The 19,106-nt window shown below is 50.5% G+C and carries 17 protein-coding genes; 10 read left to right on the top strand and 7 right to left on the bottom strand.

Going from position 1 to position 19,106, the window contains the following annotated elements; all coding sequences use genetic code 11:
- Positions 1-132 precede the first annotated feature (132 nt).
- Together KDM89_RS13360 and pdxH are read left to right on the top strand one after the other, a co-directional pair.
- Positions 133-672 carry a hemerythrin domain-containing protein gene (locus KDM89_RS13360; RefSeq protein WP_212688433.1) on the top strand — a complete coding sequence of 180 codons (540 nt, stop codon included), beginning with the start codon at positions 133-135 and terminating at the stop codon, positions 670-672.
- 31 nt (positions 673-703) lie between these two features.
- A complete protein-coding gene (pdxH, locus tag KDM89_RS13355) occupies positions 704-1,339 on the top strand; it encodes a pyridoxamine 5'-phosphate oxidase (RefSeq protein ID WP_212688432.1) in 636 nt (211 codons plus the stop codon).
- Positions 1,340-1,611: 272 nt separating this feature from the next.
- Here the strand turns inward: pdxH and KDM89_RS13350 are convergent, their stop codons facing one another.
- From KDM89_RS13350 to KDM89_RS13340, 3 genes are all read right to left on the bottom strand, one after another.
- Positions 1,612-1,971, bottom strand: a complete 360-nt coding sequence (locus KDM89_RS13350; RefSeq protein ID WP_212688431.1) for a hypothetical protein — start codon at positions 1,969-1,971, stop codon at positions 1,612-1,614.
- A 1,057-nt stretch (positions 1,972-3,028) separates the two neighbouring features.
- Positions 3,029-3,331 carry a hypothetical protein gene (locus KDM89_RS13345; protein ID WP_212688430.1) on the bottom strand — a complete coding sequence of 101 codons (303 nt, stop codon included), beginning with the start codon at positions 3,329-3,331 and terminating at the stop codon, positions 3,029-3,031.
- A gap of 837 nt (positions 3,332-4,168) precedes the next feature.
- Positions 4,169-4,687, bottom strand: a complete 519-nt coding sequence (locus KDM89_RS13340; RefSeq protein ID WP_212688429.1) for a hypothetical protein — start codon at positions 4,685-4,687, stop codon at positions 4,169-4,171.
- A gap of 628 nt (positions 4,688-5,315) precedes the next feature.
- Between KDM89_RS13340 and KDM89_RS13335 the strand changes: the two genes are divergently transcribed.
- Positions 5,316-6,554: an MGDG synthase family glycosyltransferase gene (locus KDM89_RS13335; RefSeq protein WP_212688428.1), complete on the top strand. Its 1,239-nt coding sequence runs from the start codon at positions 5,316-5,318 to the stop codon at positions 6,552-6,554.
- Complete coding sequence (locus KDM89_RS13330) at positions 6,463-6,963, top strand: hypothetical protein (RefSeq protein ID WP_212688427.1); 501 nt, start codon at positions 6,463-6,465, stop codon at positions 6,961-6,963. Before KDM89_RS13335 ends, KDM89_RS13330 begins: the two co-directional genes overlap by 92 nt.
- Before the next feature lie 43 nt (positions 6,964-7,006).
- Here KDM89_RS13330 and KDM89_RS13325 read toward each other — a convergent pair whose 3' ends face one another.
- The 4 genes from KDM89_RS13325 to KDM89_RS13310 form a co-directional block, all read right to left on the bottom strand.
- A complete protein-coding gene (locus KDM89_RS13325) occupies positions 7,007-7,519 on the bottom strand; it encodes a lysozyme (RefSeq protein WP_212688426.1) in 513 nt (170 codons plus the stop codon).
- Positions 7,520-7,634: 115 nt separating this feature from the next.
- The gene (msrA, locus tag KDM89_RS13320; RefSeq protein ID WP_212688425.1) at positions 7,635-8,186 is read right to left on the bottom strand and encodes a peptide-methionine (S)-S-oxide reductase MsrA; all 552 of its coding nucleotides are present in this window, start codon (positions 8,184-8,186) and stop codon (positions 7,635-7,637) included.
- Positions 8,187-8,215: 29 nt separating this feature from the next.
- Positions 8,216-9,724 (bottom strand): AAA family ATPase, encoded by a 1,509-nt coding sequence (locus KDM89_RS13315; protein WP_212688424.1) that lies wholly within the window; start codon positions 9,722-9,724, stop codon positions 8,216-8,218.
- A complete protein-coding gene (locus KDM89_RS13310) occupies positions 9,721-10,719 on the bottom strand; it encodes a reverse transcriptase domain-containing protein (protein WP_212688423.1) in 999 nt (332 codons plus the stop codon). Before KDM89_RS13310 ends, KDM89_RS13315 begins: the two co-directional genes overlap by 4 nt.
- A 408-nt stretch (positions 10,720-11,127) precedes the next feature.
- On the opposite strand from KDM89_RS13310, the gene KDM89_RS13305 reads away from it, so the two are divergent.
- The 6 genes from KDM89_RS13305 (at position 11,128) to KDM89_RS13280 (ending at position 18,930) form a co-directional block, all read left to right on the top strand.
- Positions 11,128-11,460 (top strand): hypothetical protein, encoded by a 333-nt coding sequence (locus KDM89_RS13305; RefSeq protein WP_212688422.1) that lies wholly within the window; start codon positions 11,128-11,130, stop codon positions 11,458-11,460.
- 162 nt (positions 11,461-11,622) lie between these two features.
- Positions 11,623-12,951: a hypothetical protein gene (locus KDM89_RS13300; RefSeq protein ID WP_212688421.1), complete on the top strand. Its 1,329-nt coding sequence runs from the start codon at positions 11,623-11,625 to the stop codon at positions 12,949-12,951.
- The gene (locus KDM89_RS13295) at positions 12,948-13,643 is read left to right on the top strand and encodes a hypothetical protein (protein ID WP_212688420.1); all 696 of its coding nucleotides are present in this window, start codon (positions 12,948-12,950) and stop codon (positions 13,641-13,643) included. Before KDM89_RS13300 ends, KDM89_RS13295 begins: the two co-directional genes overlap by 4 nt.
- 39 nt (positions 13,644-13,682) lie before the next feature.
- Positions 13,683-16,505 (top strand): ATP-binding protein, encoded by a 2,823-nt coding sequence (locus tag KDM89_RS13290; RefSeq protein WP_212688419.1) that lies wholly within the window; start codon positions 13,683-13,685, stop codon positions 16,503-16,505.
- A 447-nt stretch (positions 16,506-16,952) separates the two neighbouring features.
- Positions 16,953-18,443, top strand: a complete 1,491-nt coding sequence (locus KDM89_RS13285) for a vanadium-dependent haloperoxidase (RefSeq protein WP_212688418.1) — start codon at positions 16,953-16,955, stop codon at positions 18,441-18,443.
- 259 nt (positions 18,444-18,702) lie between these two features.
- Positions 18,703-18,930: an acyloxyacyl hydrolase gene (locus KDM89_RS13280; RefSeq protein ID WP_212688556.1), complete on the top strand. Its 228-nt coding sequence runs from the start codon at positions 18,703-18,705 to the stop codon at positions 18,928-18,930.
- Positions 18,931-19,106 lie beyond the last annotated feature (176 nt).

The raw sequence follows: 19,106 nt of genomic DNA, 5'->3' as shown, positions 1-19,106 counted from the left end.
TTTTACTGGAACTCACCCTGCAATTTTTGCCGGACTGTTCCGCAAGCATCGTCTGAGCGGCATTGATGTGTCGCAAGCGCGCTGCAAAGTACTGCTTCATAATGAGAATCTGCCTCAGTGTTAGGAGTCACCATGGCTAATTTGTACGATACCGCCCCCGCTTTCGATGAACCGATTGCTGTGATCCGCCATTGTCATGAGCGTATCCGCAAACAACTGACCACGCTCGATAAACTGGTCAGTTATCTGCCCGACCGTGGCGTGGACGAGAGCGTACAGGCTGCCGCCAAAGCCGTGCTGAAGTACTTCAACAAAGCAGCGCCGCTGCATCATCAGGATGAAGAAGTTGACCTTCTGCCTGCGCTGCGCGCCACTGTACAGGGTGAGGATGCGCATCTGCTGGAAAAAGCAACCACCACCATCCTGCAGCACCACAAAGAAATGGACCGCCTGTGGCAAACCCTGCGCGCCCAGTTAGAAGCGCTGGAAGATGGCTCCGGCTACGATTTATCGGCTGCCGATGTCGAAGACTTCAGTGCGCTGTACCGTGAACACATGGCGCTGGAAGAAGGCCAGATCGCACCGCTGGCGATGCGCGTGCTGAGCGAGCAACAAATGCGCGAACTCGGCGCCTCGATGCAGGAACGCCGCGGCATCGTGCCCGCCACCTGAACCGAATTCAATCTGTTTTTAAAGGAAAAGTATGTCTATAGCTGATATCCGCACCGACTATCAACGCGATCAACTGACGGAAACCGACGTTGCCGCCGATCCGTTTGCCCAGTTCTCCCGCTGGTTCGATCAGGCACTGACCGCCGGTGTACCGGAAGTCAACGCCATGACCCTGTCCACCGTCAGCGCCGAAGGCAAACCGAGCGGCCGTATCGTGTTGATCAAAGATTACGATCAGCGCGGCTTCAGCTGGTTCACCAATTACGACAGCGCCAAAGGTCAGGATCTGGCCAGCAACCCGTTTGCCTCGCTGTTGTTTTTCTGGATTCCGCTGGAACGTCAGGTGCGCATCGAAGGCCGTGTCGAAAAACTCAGCGACGCTGAAAACGACACTTACTTTTTCAGCCGTCCGGTCGGCAGTCAGCAAGGCGCTCATGCATCGCACCAGAGCCAGCCTATTGCCAACCGCGAAGCACTGGAACAGCAACTGGTAGACGTCGTCGCCAAATTCGGCGACCAGCCACCGCGTCCGGCCCACTGGGGCGGCTACCGCCTGATTCCGGAACGCATCGAATTCTGGCAAGGCCGCCCGTCCCGCCTGCACGACCGCATCGTCTACGAAAAACAAACCGACGGCAGCTGGTCCATCCAGCGCCTGCAACCTTAAACGCCGCGCCGCTGCTCAGACAAAAAAGCCATGCTGTAATGCATGGCTTTTTGTTTTCTACCGCTGACCAATGAACGTCAAAGGCACCGAAACTGAGATTCCGGCAGCTTTACGCCTGCCGCTTGTCGCGAGTGGCGCAATGATCAGGCCGATTCCATGTCGGCGCGGAACACTATAGATTCCACACCAGATGAGGGATAGTCGACTGCATGCATTACCACGGGCCAGAACCATTGATGAATTTCTTGTACTTTGGGGGCATACAGGAAGGGTTAAACCGTACTGCGCATTTTTAATTCAGGGGCGAACTCACCTAATTCTGAAGCCAACTGTTCCCTGTCTTTGCGGCACAGATTTCCAATAGAAACCGTGGTTCCACTTAGGAGTGCGATTTCATTTTTACCACCATCAAAAAGCTTGGGGAAAAGCATCCTTAGCTGAGCGACGCGATCAGGCGTCGGAAACATAGCAAGATTTACCACCGTGTTTTCGAAATAATCGTCCTCCATCCAATCAAATTCGCCCAACGCCACAGGGTCACCAATTACCCCAATGAAATCATTGTCGTCTGCTATGCCTACACAGCGGCCTAAAGCGGAAGCAACGTGAAGTTGGTGTCTTGTCTTCACCATGAAAACCGCCTTTCGGCAGTCTCCACAGTACCTTGCATTGGCTAAAGCAGTAGGCTCAAGTTGCACCCATTGCTTTCCGCAGACGAACTGAAGATCACAGGCTTTCATTGGTACGGTTTAACGTGTAAGTTCAGCGAGCGCCGCAGGCGATCCGCTGCAACGATGGGTTAGGCTGATTGATGAACGATGACACATAACACACCCTGAACCCAAACGAAAAAATGTTAGCTAATTGTAAAGCGCAACAATGGAAATGACAATGAACTCGCGCGATGTGCGCTGATCGTGTAGCCTGAAAATTACGGCGAACTCAGCGCAAAAATTTGTAGCCGGTGTTTTTACTGACGGACGTAAAACTCAGCAAATCAGTTGTGATGCATGGCTTTTTGTTTCGATCACTGACCTATTGATTAATTTCTTGTACTTTGGGGGGAGTCCATATACGACTGGGTTAGGAAACAATTTTATCGCCAGTGCTCAGACTAACCTTGAATTGCTCCCATCCATCCGGAGGATCCCATTCGCCCGCCCCAGTCACGACGCCTTCTTGGACTGAATAAGGGATGACCCCGTCGATTCCAAGATTACTTGCTCGCCATTGAAGTATGCCATCACGAGAAAAGCACAAAAGCTCCGAAGCCGACCCGACAAGTACTGCGAAACTCTGTTCCGACGCTTCTAGTTCGGCCGCGGTGCATAGGTGTCCAAAGTAGCCCCAAAGGGGATGAGCATCAAATTCCCGACTGTCGGGCCAGAGGACGAAGACGTACTCGCCAAAGCCAATATAGACAATACCGTTCACACATCGGACTTCATGAAAGCATGAGCGGCCTGCACTGGCTTGAAGATCGATTCGGAGCCTGCCTCCTCCATCTAATACGACGCCAACTCGTGCGCTCACTGATGCGTCACCTTGCGGCAATCCCACAAGCAGCGCATCCGCGTCACACCAATCGATAAGTTCATCCCCAGAGATATACACTGCCTGCATCTATATCGCCTAACGTGTGAGTTCAGCTGGCGCCGCAGGCGATCCGCTGCAATGAAGGGTTGGGCGTCACTGCCCGCTCCACAGTTCATTTAGCCACTCTGGATACGCATCGTTTTCGGCGTAGTAGATGACGGCCGCTACTCTTTGTTCAGCTGACAACGCTACTGGCCCAGTGAGCACATCATCCACCGCGACAGAAACCTCCAAGAAGTATTTGTAGCCATTTGCTAAAACCTCTTCGGAAATTCGAAATTCTTCGGTGAAAGCTACAAGTTTCGCTTCTGAATCGCCAGACCAAGGTCGCTTGGCAACGATACAGAGCGACTCATCGCTCGATTCCAACGTGGCTACGATCTGCGCTAGTTTCATGACGCTCAACGTGTGAGTTCAGCGGGCGCCGTAGGCGATCCGCTGCAACGATGGGTTAGGCAAATGTTCGCGGAGAAGTAATACCTTTTGACTCTAGTTTGTTTCAACAAAACATATGGAAATTGCATGCGCTCTACATTCCTCTTTTATTCTCTCAACCTCAACATCCAGAAATTGGCCAAGTTCCCAAGTTTTCTTTCCTTCGATTCTTTGCTGCTCAAGTTTAGATAGTTGGAACCACTCACAGTATCTTAGAATTTTCGTAAGCTTGATATAGCTCTTTGCGACTTCGTTTTCGTTCGGAACGGTATAGGTTCCAAGGAAAATTTTGTTCTTACTCCAATATTCTTCTGGAATCGGGTACTGGCAGTGGACAGCAAATTCATGACCGCACGATGTGCATAAGTGAACCTCCATTGCACTTGGTTCTACCGGTCGTCGAATGCTGTCGTGGCCTGCACCACAAATTGGACACGACATATAATTTGCCTAACGTGTGAGTTCAGCGGGCGCCACAGGCGATCCGCTGCAATGATGGGTTAGGCTGGTTGATGAACGACGACGCATAACACACCCTGAACCCAAACTAAAAAATGTTAGCTGATTGTAAAGCGCCGCGATGGAAATGACAATGAACTCGCGCGATGCGTGCTGATTGCGAAACCGGAAAATTACGGTGAACTCGGCGCAAATATTTGTAGTCGGTGATTTTACTGACGAACGCAAAACATGCTAAATCAGCACACCGCCTAACGTTGGAGGTAACGGGCGGCAAGAATGTCGCAAGCATGGAGGGAGCCCAAAGCGCAGCTTTGAGCCGTCACGTTGACCGAAAGGTTAAAGCTCGATTTTACGCAGCGTACTCGTGGGGAGCAGAGAATCTAATTGAGCTACTGTCTCTTGAAACAATTCGTTCAGCGGCTTCCACTCTGGACTGAAGGATGACCACCAGTTTACGGTAGTGCTTTGCCAAAAATTCCCGATGTGTGCACCGAATGACACTCCGTCCACGCCAGCCCAAGCGGGGCTGCGAAACATTGGAACAGTCAGACCTTCGAATTGCTCAATAATCTTTGTTGCCATTTCGGTTGGAATGGGTACCTCGGAACCAAAAATATGAGGATCGACGACATTAGAAGGAAAGCCTCGACGCGGGTCATGCTCCAAGCGCCTAACGAAATTTTCGTTTGTTTTTCTCCCTCGATACAGTGACCAAGAAGAGTGTGGTTCAAATGAAGGGATTCGCCACAGGCAAATGAGGCGATCGAATTCCCTCCTTTTTGGAAGGCTTGGAAATAATTCAGGTTTTCGAAGAATTTCCAGCGCTACTGATTCGCGACTTAGGAGCGTCTGCATATAGGGCTCTAACGTGTGAATTCAGCGGACGCCGAAGCGATCCGCAGAAATGATGGGATGAACTCCCCCGCCTTATTGCGCGACATTAAGTGCGCTGGTTCATATTGAGGATGAAGATCTGTTTTCAACGTAAGGAGTCCACTGTGAATATATTGTAGCCATTGATTTGGCCAAATCTGTTTTTTAACTTGCTGTCGCCAATAGAGAATGGCGAGTAATCGAACAACACCGTTTGAACCACGCACAACGTCAGCGATGGTTTATCAATCGCAATGTATCGCTGGTCATTATAAAAGTTTGCGGCGTTGAGTTTTCAAAATTCCGCAAACACAGACGTCAAAGATTCTTATGTAATTCGGGTCAGTCTTATCTGTTCTTCGACACAAACACTATGCAAATATCGTCATTTCACTTTTTCCAAGGCCCGGACTTTCTGCCGACGACCGCCGGATCGCTGTGCTGAACCCCGCATTTGGGGCATTTTGAGCCGCAAAAACGATGTTGTCCGGCGTTTTGTAAGCGCAGGCCGGAATACGGGTCAAAATGACCGCTGCGTTGCAGGCAGATGACATCAGGCTGACATATTTGCTGTTTAGTCTGGTGCGGTCTGAAACAGCGTGACGTTTGTATGCAGCCAGCGCCTTTTCGTGTGTTGATTCTGAGTGTGTCTGCCGGTGCCGGTCATCAGCGGGCGGCGGAGGCTATTGCGGCGCATGCGGCGCGGCATTTTCCGCAGGCGGAGATACGTCATCTGGATGCGATGCAGTTTGTCAGCGCGGCGTTTCGTAAGCTGTACACCGATTTGTATCTGAAGCTGATCAGCAAAGCGCCGGGGCTGTGGGGTTATCTGTACCAGTTCAGCCATGATGCGCAGCAGGACAGTAAAACCGAGCGTTTGCGCCGTGCGCTGGAAAGGCTGAATGCGCGGCCGCTGCTGAAGGCGGTGCGGGAATACGGCGCGGATGCGGTGATTTGCACGCATTTTTTACCTGCAGAAATTCTGAGCCGCCTGAAACATCAGCGCCGCTTGCCGTGTCCGGTCTGGGTACAGATTACCGATTTTGATTTGCACAGAATGTGGATACAGCCGGGTGTGGCGGGCTATTTTGCGCCGAATGAGGAAATCGCTTTCCGGCTGCGTATGCATGGCGTGCCGGCGCAGCGTATTCATGTAACCGGTATTCCGCTGATGCCCGGTTTTGTGCATCCGCCGACACGGGCGCACAGTTTTGCCAGCCTGCCGCTGCAGGCCGAACGGCCGACGCTGTTGCTGATGAGCGGCGGTGCGGGACTGGGGAATGCAGTGACGCTGGCGGAACAGTTACTGCAGCAGCGCAGCGATATTCAGCTGATTGTGCTGACCGGAAAAAACGCGGTGCAGCTGCAGCAATGTCAGGCGCTGCAGACACGCTATCCGCAACGCTTACTGGCTGTCAGTTTTACCCAGCAGGTAGAACTGTATATGGCTTGCGCCGATATCGTGATCAGCAAACCCGGTGGTTTAACCAGCAGCGAATGTCTGGCGATGGGCGTACCGATGATCGTGCATGATCCGATTCCGGGGCAGGAAGAGCGCAATGCGAATTATTTGCTGGAGCAAGGTGTGGCGCTGCATGCATGGGATTTTCCGAGTCTGCTGTACCGCCTGCAAACCCTGCTCGATCAACCCGATATGATGAAACGTATGTGCGATAAAGCCAGAGCGCTCGGGCGTCCGGCGGCGGCATTACAAGTGCTGCATCTGGTGTTATCGCATGCTGATAGGAAAGTGATGTATGAGTCTGCAACGCCTGCTGCCGTTAATCTTCCGTCTGATCTTTGTGAGCCTGCTGGCCATCGGCTTTGCACAGGTCGAAATTCAGATTGAAGGCAGCGCAGGCTGGGGCGCAAGCTTACCGACCTGGCGTATCGAAAATCACTGGCTGCTGGATGTGTTCTGGGGCGGCCGCGCGATGACCGGTTATCACGCATGGGTTTTTCCGTGGATTGCCTTATTTTTTCACTGGCCGCTGCTGCATTTACCGCGCCCCTCATGGCGTGACGAAGCCGGTGTGATTGCAGCGATTATTCAGTTCTGGATTATCGAAGATGCGATGTGGTTTGTGATGAATCCGGGCTTCGGCTGGCAGGCACTGAATCCGGCAGTGGCACACTGGCATAAACACTGGTTATGGGGTTTGCCGGTGGAATACTGGGGTGGCACGCTGGTGATGCTGGGTTTACTGTGGTACAGCCAGCGCACTGCGCTTAACAGCGAAGTAAAACTGGCTGCGTAAATCAGTTTATTAATTAATCTGATTGAGATTTATCTGACTGAACTTAAACTGGTGTCAGAAATAAAGCCCGTTCTGCCGCACGGCGCTTGACCAGTCCCGGCAAAGGCTTGCCACCGGCATTCACCCATTTACCGAATTCATCTGCCGCACCGGCGCGGTCTCCGGCATTCAGTTTTTTCAGCAGCGTGGAAGATTTCAGATTGCCAATGCCCAGATTAAAGGTAAAGCTGGTCAGCGCGCCGAATTCATTGTCATTCAGTGGCACGGTCACCGCTGCTGACACATCGCGGCCGGTATTCATCAGATCGCCGGATAACAAGGCTTCTGCCTGCGCTTCGGTAATGCCACCGGGATACAACTGATTCACGGTCGCCTGATCCGCCGTACCGCGCAGCATACGGCCCTGATACACAATTGCGTGGCCCCAGCCTATGGTCCAGATGCCGACCGGGTCCAGATACGGATCAATCGCGCTGGTTTGCGGTTTGCCATCTCCCAGCCCTTCATACTGCTTGATCAGGTCGATAGTCGCCTGATTGACTGCACGTAATGCCATTGCTGTTCCTTTCGCAGAGCGGCCGCCGTACGGCGCTACCGGTTTCTACCATTATCCCCGCGATAACGGCATACAGCATGATAGCAAAATGCAATCAAATACAGGCCATTGCAACTCAGTTCTGCCAGCGCGCAGCAAACAATTGTCGCGCTTTCACCACCTTTGGTGCGACCACAAACGCGCAATAACCCTGCCCCAGATGCTGAGTGAAGTAATCCTGATGATAGTCTTCCGCCGGATAGTAAGGCGCGAGCGCTGCCAGCTCAGTCACCACCGGTGCATCCCACAGCGCACCCGCCGCCGCAATCGCCACTTCAGCCTGCTGACGCTGTTGTTCATCATGGTAAAAAATCACAGAACGATACTGCGTACCGATATCATTGCCCTGCCGGTTTAAGGTAGTCGGATCATGGATCGCAAAGAAAATCTGCAGCAATTCCGCAAACGAAATTTCATCTGCATCAAACACCACCCGCACTACTTCAGCATGCCCGGTCTGGCCGGTGCAAATCTGCTCATAAGTCGGATCCGACGTCCGCCCGCCGCAATAACCGGACTCCACCTGCACCACACCGCGTATTTTGCGGAACACGGCGTCTAGGCACCAGAAACATCCGCCGCCCAGGGTTGCATATTGAACTGGGGTTTGAAATAGATTTTCATGCATCGTGTAGATAGCCTAAAAAAATAACATCATCAAGTTGGACGACTCAAAAAAGAATTTAGCTTCATTTTTAAATCACTTAACCCAGCCTCATTTTTTTTCATAAGAAAATCAAATATTCCACGCTTACAATTTTTTTCCTTCACCATTACGTCGTACAGTTTCTTCCCATCCCTATTGTATTTTTTTTCTGTTATCGGCTCCCCCTTTGCAGCACTTAATTGATCCCTCAGCTCCGGAGTTTTCTTGAAAAACAAGGAAATTCGATACATTACAATTAATAAGTAATTTTTTTTCTTAGGTTTATTTTTTCTATCAATAAAATTTAACAACCGGATATGATCCGGAATAATCAATTCAATTTCATTAAAATCCCCAAATTCACGATGAAGACACCTACAAAGAAAATCTTTTTCAACACTATCAAATGGAACACAAAACACATTATCTAATTTAGCATGTTTCTTATCTTTTTGATCACCATCTAAAATCACGATTACATTCGACGGATCTTCTGAAAAAAACTTCTCACTTATGTTACGACTCATCAAATCTGTCGTATTCGTACCGCCTCCAACGTAAATAATTTTGTACTTATAAAAAGTATCCCCAAAACACTTGGATATATAAAATTCCAAAAAATCCTTCAAAACCTCATCTTCAGTCAAAATATATCTATCGCACCCATAAAAACCAAAGAGTGTACTCTTTATATATGCATAAGACCTGTTCTCTATTACTGTACTACCATCGCCAACAACCTCCATACAATAAAGGTTGTCGGAAGAAATAGTTTTCATCATAGCAAGAGAGTGTGTCGTAAATACAAATTTTGTCCCATATAAATTATTGAATTTATTTAACCAAAAAATCAACTTGACTTGCGCAGCAGCGTCAAGAGAAATATCAATCTCATCAATAAAAACAAAACGATAGCCAGATTTAACTCGCTTATATAAATTTATTAAAAAGTACTCACCAGAACTAAAATAATCTTCCCTCAAATAATAGCCATCATCATAAACTAATGCATAGTATGGACTATTTTTTATAATCACCTCAACCAAATTAAAAAACTTTCTCGTCGAGTATACTGATTCAAGAAAATCGATAAGTTGAGAAGGTTGACTATACTTCTTTAATACAACATGATGCCTAATATCACGATCAATTTCACTGATCTTCTGAAAGAAATTAAATCTCTCACCATGAGGGATTGGCAATTCAACAAAAAAACTATTTCTTAAATCGCGTGGAATACTATCCCGCGAATCCATTGTCTTACTTTTTCTATTAAAACCAAATATTACCTTATTCTCATCAAGCCCATATATTATCCGACTCGACTCACCAAGTGATCGAGATGAATTTGTTTTGTAAAAAGTATCCGAACTAATAAGATTTTTTACGGATTTTATTAACGTAGTCTTACCACATCCGTTTTTACCCGTAATACAGATAATTGATTTTCGCTCAAAATCAAAATTAAATTTCAAGCTTTTTATCTGCTGAACATCAACAATTTCAATACCAAAATTCATTTCTTCACCGGAAATCCTCTATGAATTAACTTATCAATAGTTACAACACCGAATTTCCTTCTTAATTTATCAGTATAATCCTTATCAATCGAATCAACATAGTTCAAGTTACCACCGAGCAAATTCAAACAATCCTCTTCGCTTAAAGTATTTTTATTACCCCTCTTCATTTCAGAGGCTCGAGAGATAAATTTATCTCTATCAGTCAAATAAAAATGAAGCAAAATCTCCAATTCTTCTTTTTTACTCTTGTCAGGCGTAACCTTCCCATTCGGAAGAATATTAACTCCAAGTATACTTATCTTGTTTCCAACTTTGAAAAATTTGGTCTTCGCAATATTTATACTGAATTTATTGTTATAAATAACCTCAAGACTACCCCTAACTTGTTTATCAATTCCATCCAAAGAGCTCCTCTCCATCCCTGAAATGATAATATCATCAGAATATCGAGTGTAAATCAGATTTCTTTGCGCACAAATTTTCTCAATCTCATTGTCGAATAACAAAAGAACTGCATTACTTATAGGCGCAGAACATGGCAACCCAACAGGTAATGCATTATCTATACATACAATATCAACAATACGATCAATATATAAGTCAATATCAGATACTGGGCATGCACTACATCCAGCCACTATTGTTTCTCGAATCAATTTTTTGTCTATTGACTCAAAAAAAGAGCTTATATCTGTTTGAAAAAAAAACTTACTTAATGAGTGCCTTTCAACAGCATTCAGTGCACTAAGTCCTTTTTTATAAGAGAAAACAACTCGAGGATTTGTTTCCAAATAATCAAAGACAAACAAATTCAAGAATCGATGATAATTTTTAACCATATCTTTTGGTTTTTTAAACTTCCTCTCAAATAATTTTTCTTTAGAAGAAATCTCATAACTATCAGAAACAGAATAGGTCAAAAAATCATCGAAATTAAATTTTTCGTGATACATGGCGTTAAATAGCGCTCGTAATGGTTGCTTTTCCATCATCTTAGTTAGTATTATTGATAAATACTCATTAGCTAGAGCAACATTGTTGCAATAGCCTTGCAAATACTGTAGGATTAACGTATGTCAGTGACTAGGAGTAGCTCCAGTCGAAATGCTGACCTCTCCGCCGTCTGATTCTACCAAATTTGGTTGCGTGGCTTAAATTAATTAACATTTAAGCCACGCAATAGTAGATTCCCCTCCCGCAGCCAAGCTATATCTCTGCAAAAGTACATTTCTGCCAGAATCAGCAATACGATATTGCAATCGCTCAATGCAACTTAGTCTGCGCGAACTGCCATTTCCTGACAGTCTGCCACGTTTCTTACTAACGCTTACAAAGCCTTGCAAATTCTGCACCGTCTTGCTTTTACAATACGCGCCTTTTCCAGAATTGATCACATTCCCATGCAAACCAGCAAATTCAAAGACTTGCTGCGCACGTTGTTCAGAATACGTCAGCCGCGTGCGCTGCCGCCCGCAGGGCCGAAACCGGCTTTTGGTACGTCCATCGTGAAAGACAATCTGAAAATGCAATTGTTTCTGGCGATTGATTATGAACAGTGGGATTTCCTGACTGCACAGGGTTGGCGCGCGATGGATTACAAAAGTAACCGCCGCCGTTACTACCGCGTGCCGCGTAAGGCCGTGGAGCGCTTATTACGCGCCGACGCAGAAAAGCGCCATGAAATCCATCAGCGCATCCTGGATACCCGTTATCCGGCACGTTATCTGCACTGATGCAGATAAGCGCACATAAACGTAGCTTTGTAACAAGTTCTCTCTCCGGCCAGCCGCTGGTATCCCCGCTTGCGGCTGGCATCTGCCACTGACCTGTCTGTACACCGCCACCGCCTGCCGTCGCCCTGTACTCAAGCACTGGGTGAACGGTTAAAATGCGGTATGCAGAATTTTTCCGACGATGTTCATACCCAGAGCGCTGATGATTTCGCTCTGCAGACTTTTTTTAAGACCGGTATTTCCCCCGACGATATTTCCGCTGTGTATTCCCTGAAACGGGCGCAACCCGTTTTGCAGGCGTTCACAGCGATTTTTCACGGCGGATTTAACGGCGTACTGTTGCGTCTGCTGGTATTGCGCGAGCTGGCTTCCGATACTGCGACAACGGCATTCAGCCGTGCCGATATCAATGCCCGTCTCGGTTATCTGGACCCCGATGCACTGGAAACCGTGCTGACCCGTTTGCGTTCCACCGGTCTGATCAGCTGGGATAACAGCCAGTCTGTGTACCGGATTACGCCGAATGCGCGCAATGTACTGGCTGCCACCGAATCCCTGCTCGGCACGGATGAAAATGCCGATGCGGCTGAAATGAGCTTTGTGCTGACACAGGTGGCCGGTGCGCAGGCGGTGGGCGGCGTGTCGGTCGAACAATTGCATCACTTGCTGGGCCGATTGCTGGAACTGACAGAAGAGTTTTCGGATGCGATTGCTTCCGGCTCGGAATTTCAGTTACGCAGCGCGCAGCAAAAGTGGCACAGCGCCTGCGACTGGGTGGAAAAAGGTTCGCAAATTATCCATGCCATTACGCATGATGAACGTGCGGATGCAGCCACCCATAAAGCAGCACAAGCGATTGGCCGTGCGCAGAGTCATTTGCTGAATATGCAGGGCATGTTCTCGCGCGCACTGAACCAGATTGAACGCCAGCGCGTGCATCTGGGCCAGTCCGGCTTATCCACCACCGATATCAAAACCTGGCTGCTGCAAAAAGACGATCTGGCCTCGCTGGCTGACGATGCCTTATCGCATCCGGTCACGCCGCTGTTTATCACACCGTCTGAAATGATCGACGTGGCAGAGAGCGAATTGCTGAGTCACCGCGTGTCTGCGGTATCCGGCGCGCTGCCTGCCGGTGAGAATGCGGTCGCGCTGGCCGGTGATGATTCTGATGCGTTGCATGAACTGGATCACTGGCTGGGCATGTTGCAGGGACTAAGCCAGAACGAACAACCGCAACTGGTGGCAGACTTGCTGACGCCGGTGAATTTTGCGGTGGCTTCTTACCGCGCTTCCATGCTGCCGCTGATCGGCGATCCGAACGAATCTGCCTTACAGGGCGCAACCGGTACGCTGGCGCGCCTGCCGCTGCAATGGCAGATTCAGGACAAAATGAAAAAGGTACAGGCGCAGGACATCGCCTCAATGTCCGTTGCGACCATCGTCCGCCTGCCATCCGAAACCACACCGAATTCCGATTCCACATCATGACTGAAGAAGTACAAATCCTGATCGCCAGATTGCTGGCGCATCAGACCTTGCGCCGTGACGATAAGCTGGTGAAACGCGCCTTGTCTGACGAAATTTTCCGTACCGATCTGGATGCGCGCCTGAAAGCCTGTGGCATGCGCTTTGTGGACAATGTGTACGCCGATCACGTCACGCTGGCATTTACCCGGGATTGCGAACCGCGTGTATTCGGTACGCGCGAAACCTGGCAAAACAATAATTTCGGACTGGCACGTGATGGCGTCGCCTTACTGGTGGTGTTATGGTCGCTGATTATTCTGCCGAAACGCGCCCGTCAGGAAGCGCATCAGGCTGCGGCGGAAGATCAGACCGATATGTTTGGCAAAGAAAAACCGATGCTGCGCGCAGAAGAAACTTCGGTCGGCATTTCTTACCGTGCGCTGCTGGCGGATTTCGGTGAAAAGCTTGGCAAAAAAACCCGTCTGGATATGAATCTGGGTTTGCTGGCACGTCTGGGTTTTATCGAACGCAAAGGCGATCAGTTACTGGAAGGGCCGCTGCTGGATTTGCTGATGGATACCGATACCTTGCGCGACCGCATTATCAATGGCGCCTTATCGGATATTTTCCCGCTGCCGGTCAGCCGCCCTGCTGCTGAACTGCAAAGCACGCAGGATGATGTCGCGGCACCGTCCGCTGACGACGCCTCCTGATCAGGCATCCCGCCGTCTCAACGTTAATAAGACAGAATTATGTTTCATCTTCAATCGCTGGAACTGGTGCACTGGGATTACTGGCAGCGCATCAAAAATATTCCGCTGAATGCGAAAATCATTACCATTGCCGGCCAGAACGGTTCCGGCAAAACCACGCTGCTGGATGCATTGCGCACGCTGTTCGGGCTGGAATGCTCGATGGGCCGCTCATATAAACATTATGCGCGTCACTCCGGCCAGCAGTCATCGTGGATACGCGCTGTGGTCGATAACAAAGCGGTTGGCCCGCAGATTTCTAATCGTCCGTTCCGCATGTCCGGTCTGTATGACGATGAAGTCACACTGATCTGCAAAATCGAAAAAAACGGCGGCGACTGGAAGCGTCAGTATCTGATGCGCGGTGGCGTGGTCGATATCGAAGAAGTGACCGAAGCCAGTGACTGGCTGGGTGTGGAAAGTTACCGAAAACGTCTGGCGCATGCCGGCTTATCGAATGCGATGGGCAAGGTGCTGGCACTGGAACAGGGTGAAACCGACAAGCTGTGCGAATACTCGCCGCGTCAGTTGCTGGATCTGGTGTTTCAGGTATTCGGCGATAAAGAAGTGCTGGATGCGTATGACGATGCCAAGCGCCATCAGCACGATACGGAAATCGAATTGCAGCGCTTTGAAACCGAACTGGATGGCGCAAAAACCAGCCTGGAAGGCTTGCGTCTGCGCGTCGCGAATTTCCATCAGTATGAAAGCCTGAACAAAGAAAAACGCGATTTGCAGGAATCGGTATTGCCGACCCTGCAATACCATGAAGCGCGCGAAAAAGCCGGTGGCATTTCTGCCAGCCTGCGCGCATCACGACGCCATCTGGGCAGTCAGAATGAAACCCTGAGCAGCCAGCGTCAGCACATTGCAAAGCTGGCGCAAACGCTGACGGAATCGCGTCAGTCGGAAGCGGCACTGGAACAGGAAGAAAACACGCTGCGCGAACAACTGGGCAAGATCAACAGCAAACTGAAACCGCTGGAAAGTCTGATGGAACAAAAGCAGCGACTGGAAAAACTGGCGGCGGAAGCCGATGAACAGGTTGCCGGTCTGGCGCAGGGTTTAACGCAGAAAGAAACTGAATTTACGCGCCTGAAATCAGAACGCGATCAGCTCAGCCAGCGCATTGCGGCTGACCAGTCAACGATTTCTGCATTGCAGGGTAAAACCGGTTTGCCGGACCCGGACAATGTGCGCCAGATGCGCAAAGCACTGCGTGATGAAGACATCGCGCACTGCATGCTGACCGATATCGTCGAAGTGACCGATCCGGCTTGGCAGGCAGCAATTGAAGGTGTATTGCGCAGCTATACCTCGGTGATACTGCTGGATAAAGCCAGCGATGCACAGCGTGCGTATAAGATCGGTGAAAAGCAACGCTACAACCACTTCATCGTGGCAGACCGCGTCAGCGCACCGCTGGTCAAAGATAACAGCTTGTTGTCGGTGGTGAATTTCACCGCGCTCGCGCCGGAATGGCTGATTGATCAGCTGCAGCGTATTACCCGTGTCGATTCGATTGAAGAAGGTCTGGCGTTTTCGCGTCAGCGCGAATGGATCACACCAGAAGCCTACCATTTCGAACGTCGCGGCGGCCGCTCGCTGTTTGTTGAAGTCTCACGCTACCGCTTCGGTAATGCAGGCCGTTCGCAACGTCTGGAAGCGCTGCAGCGCAGTCTGCCGCGTCTGCAGGCACAGGAAGATCAGCTGACGCTGCAAATCTCGCGTCTGGCCGGCGAGATCAGCGATATCCGCAGCCGTCTGGCCGGTGTCGATGCCACCAAGGAACTGATGGCACGTCAGGCGGAATTTGATGAAGCAGTACAGCAGGTTGCGCCGCTGCGTACACAGCGTACCGAAACCGGAACACGCCTCGGCGAGATCGCACCGCTGCTGAAATCCGCGACCGAACAACGCTCAGTCACTCATCTGAAGTGGGAGCAGGCGAAAGCGGCGCTGGCAGAAACCGAAGCGCAAAAATCACAGGCAGAAAAACGCTATGCCGACGAGCGTCGCAGTCATGCGGAACACTTGCGCAATCTGCGCACGGAATGGAAGCATTTGCCGGTTGGCTGGCGTCGCCGCGCACATCGCGAAGCGCTGATCGCAGAACATGAAAACGCGCATCAGACCGAACTGCGTTTGCGCAATCTCGGTAATCAGCTGGCACGCGAAGACTGGGAAACCGATGCAACCGTGGTCAGCCAGTACAGCCGCCTGCAGCATTTGCTGCAAACCCGCGTCTCTGAAACTGAAGAGCGCCGCTATCAGAATAACCGCGCGATTGAAGCGACCATCAACGCGCGCGCTGCTTATATCGAACGTCTGCGTTTCACGATCAAGGCGTACAGCAAAAACATCCGTGAACTGGGTGAACTGGCTGGCATCGAAGTGCATACCGATCCGGTGAAGCTGGAAAATGATGATATCCAGCTCAATCAGGCTGGCCTGCATGTGCGCTTCAAATTCGACGGCAAAGGCCCGATCGGCATGAATGACGGCGAAGCGTCCGGCGGTCAGCAAGTCATGAAATCGCTGATTTTGTTAATCGGTTTATTAAAATCCGAAGATGGCAGTGGTGGCTTCGTGTTTATCGATGAACCTTTTGCCCATCTGGATATCCGCAATATTCAGCTGGTCGGCGAGTTCCTGAAAAACACCGATGCACAGTATCTGATGACGACGCCGCTGACACATAATACCGATGTGTACGACCCGTCTGAACTGACGCTGATCACCAGCAAAAAGAAAAAAGAAATGCCGTGGGCGCAGCCAATCTTCGTACTGCAGCGTAAAGCCCGTGGCCGCGATGCACGCTGATAGCGCCGGCCACTGATCTCAGGTTTCAGCGGGACTGATGATTCTGCTGCACTAACGGGTTCTGCCTGAACAGCAGAACCCGTTTTCTTTTCCCACTTTCCGTTTTTTCCGGATTTTCCGGATTGCTTACATACAACACTGCGGATGATTTTCTGCGCTCCGCTGTGCAACTATCCGCATTGGCGTATTCCGGATAGCCGGACTTTCTGCCGTGGAGCGCCGAATTGCTGTGCTGAACACCGCATTTAAGGTGTTTTCAGCGTCGCCGCCGGTATGTAGCAGTGTCTCTGCGTACTGTCCTTACTTTCCCGGTTAACAGGAAAATGTGCCACCGCTATTTGCTGCCAACACAATATTTGAATTTTTTATAACTTTGATATTGGCATTCTGCGTTTCGTGGATTATTTTTCTGACTTTACAAAAAACTATTATTCATCAGAGAGAAAAATGAAACGACGTGACTTTTTACGTATCAGCGCCATCAGCGGTACTGCTGCAGCCTTGCCGGGTTGCGGTGGCAGCGACAGCGGTACAGGCAGTGTGGCAGAAGCACCGCAACCCAAAGTAGTTGTGCTGTGGAATACCGCAGCGCTGGCTGCGGTGCGTGATGCGAAACCGGGTCCGCCGATGGTGGCACGTTCGCTGGCCGTCATTCACACCGCCATTTACGATGCCTGGGCTGCGTATGATGCGGTTGCCATCGGCACTCGCTTACGCGGCGCCTTGCGTCGCCCGGAGGCAGAACGCACCGCACTGAACAAAGTCAAAGCCATGAGTCAGGCCGCTTATGTCGCGTGCCTGAACCAGTTTCCGGCGCAAAAAGCGATCTTTGATAAAGCGATGAGTCAGCTTGGCTTCAGCGTTTCTGCGTCTTTTGATCCAGCGCAACCGGAAGGCATCGGCAATCTGGCCGCTCAGGCCGTAATCGACTTCCGTCGCGGTGACGGCTCCAATCAGGATGGCAGCCTGACGGCATCCGGTACAGCCTACGCTGATTACACTGGCTACGCGCCTGTGAATCCTGCGACCGTTTTCACCGGCACCACACCAATGACCAGCTTTCCGGCACCGGATCACTGGCAGCCGCTGACATTCACCGATGCGGCAGGTGTCACGCGCACGCCCGGCTTCATCGCACCACACTGGCGTCATGTCGTACCGTTCGCGATGACTTCATCCAGCCAGTTCCGCCCCGGCCCGCCCGCTGCGCTGAATACACCGGCATTTACCGCACAGGCACAGCAAATCGTCGACTTGCTCATCAATCTGACGGAAAAACAGAAATGTATCGCGGAATACTGGGCCGACGGCCCGAACTCCGAGTTACCGCCGGGTCACTGGAATTTGTTTGCTCAGGTCATTTCCGAACGCGATAAACACGATAACGACAAAGACGTACGTCTGTTCTTTGCGCTGACGAATGCGGTCTTTGATGCCGGTATCGCCACCTGGGAATGCAAACGATTCTATGATTACGTACGTCCGATCAGCGCTATCCGTTATTTGTTCAACAGCCAGACCATCAAAGGTTATGGTGCAGGCGGCCCGCCAGCCGGACTCGTCGATATTTCCGGTTCCGGATGGCGTCCATTCCAGCGCGACACTTTCCCGACACCACCGTTCGCGGAATACACTTCCGGTCACAGCGCTTTCTCCGCTGCCGGCGCCGAAGTGCTGCGCAGCTTTACCGGCAGCGATGCCTTCGGTCACAGCGCCACCATTCCGGCGCGTTCGCTGATCGCCGACAACAGCTTGCCCGCTGCACCGCTCACACTGAGCTGGGCAACATTTACGGAAGCCACCGAAGAAGCCGGCATGTCACGCTTATACGGCGGCATTCACTTCGCCGACGGTAATAATGCAGGTAAAGATATCGGTAAAAAAACCGGCGCTCAGGCATTTGCCAAAGCCCGCCGTTACTGGGAAGGTACCGCCTGATCTGCTGAGCACTGAATCAGGATGAGTAAAACAAACCCGGTTTTAGCCGGGTTTGTTTTTGGTAAGTGTATTTCGATTATCCGGTAACAGGTTTTCGCTTTGATTCTTTGATTCCTTCATACTCCTGCGCTGCTCGCTCCGCACTTCTCATTCCTCGATAGTGAACTTTTATGCTGCGGCATTTCGCAAGCGAACTGCATTACTGACTAATGACGCAGCAAAGGTGTACTGAGTCAGTCAGCAAAACAACCGTAAAGGTCTGTACGGCGAAGCCGCCGTCGGTATCCATCTGTTCAGCCATGTGTATAACAATAACGGCCGCCGGTTTTCAACGGCGTTCCAGTTTGGCGATCACCTCGGTGTCGGCTATGTGTTCGACAACGGGCTGGACGTTGGCCTGAAGGTGCAGCATTTCTCGAACGGCGCCATCAAACGCCCTAATCCCGGCGCCAATGTTGCGGTCATCCGGGTTGCGTATCCGTTCTGACGGGTAGTCTGTGCAGATATCGGCATTCGCTGTTTTTGGAGAGCCAGACTTTCTGCCGTGGAGCGGGGAGCTGGTGTGCTGAACACCGCATTTTGCCTGTTTTCTGATCTGCAAAGCACAAACCCGGCGGCAGCCGGGTTTGTTTTGTCTTTGTCTTTGTCTTTTTGTTTTTGACC

The sequence above is a fragment of the Cognatundibacterium luofuense genome (assembly GCF_018139685.1).
Classification (GTDB): Bacteria; Pseudomonadota; Gammaproteobacteria; order Burkholderiales; family Burkholderiaceae_D; genus Undibacterium; species Undibacterium luofuense.
The sequence above is the reverse complement of the archived record's forward strand: the minus strand, read 5'-3'. Positions and strand labels throughout refer to the sequence as shown.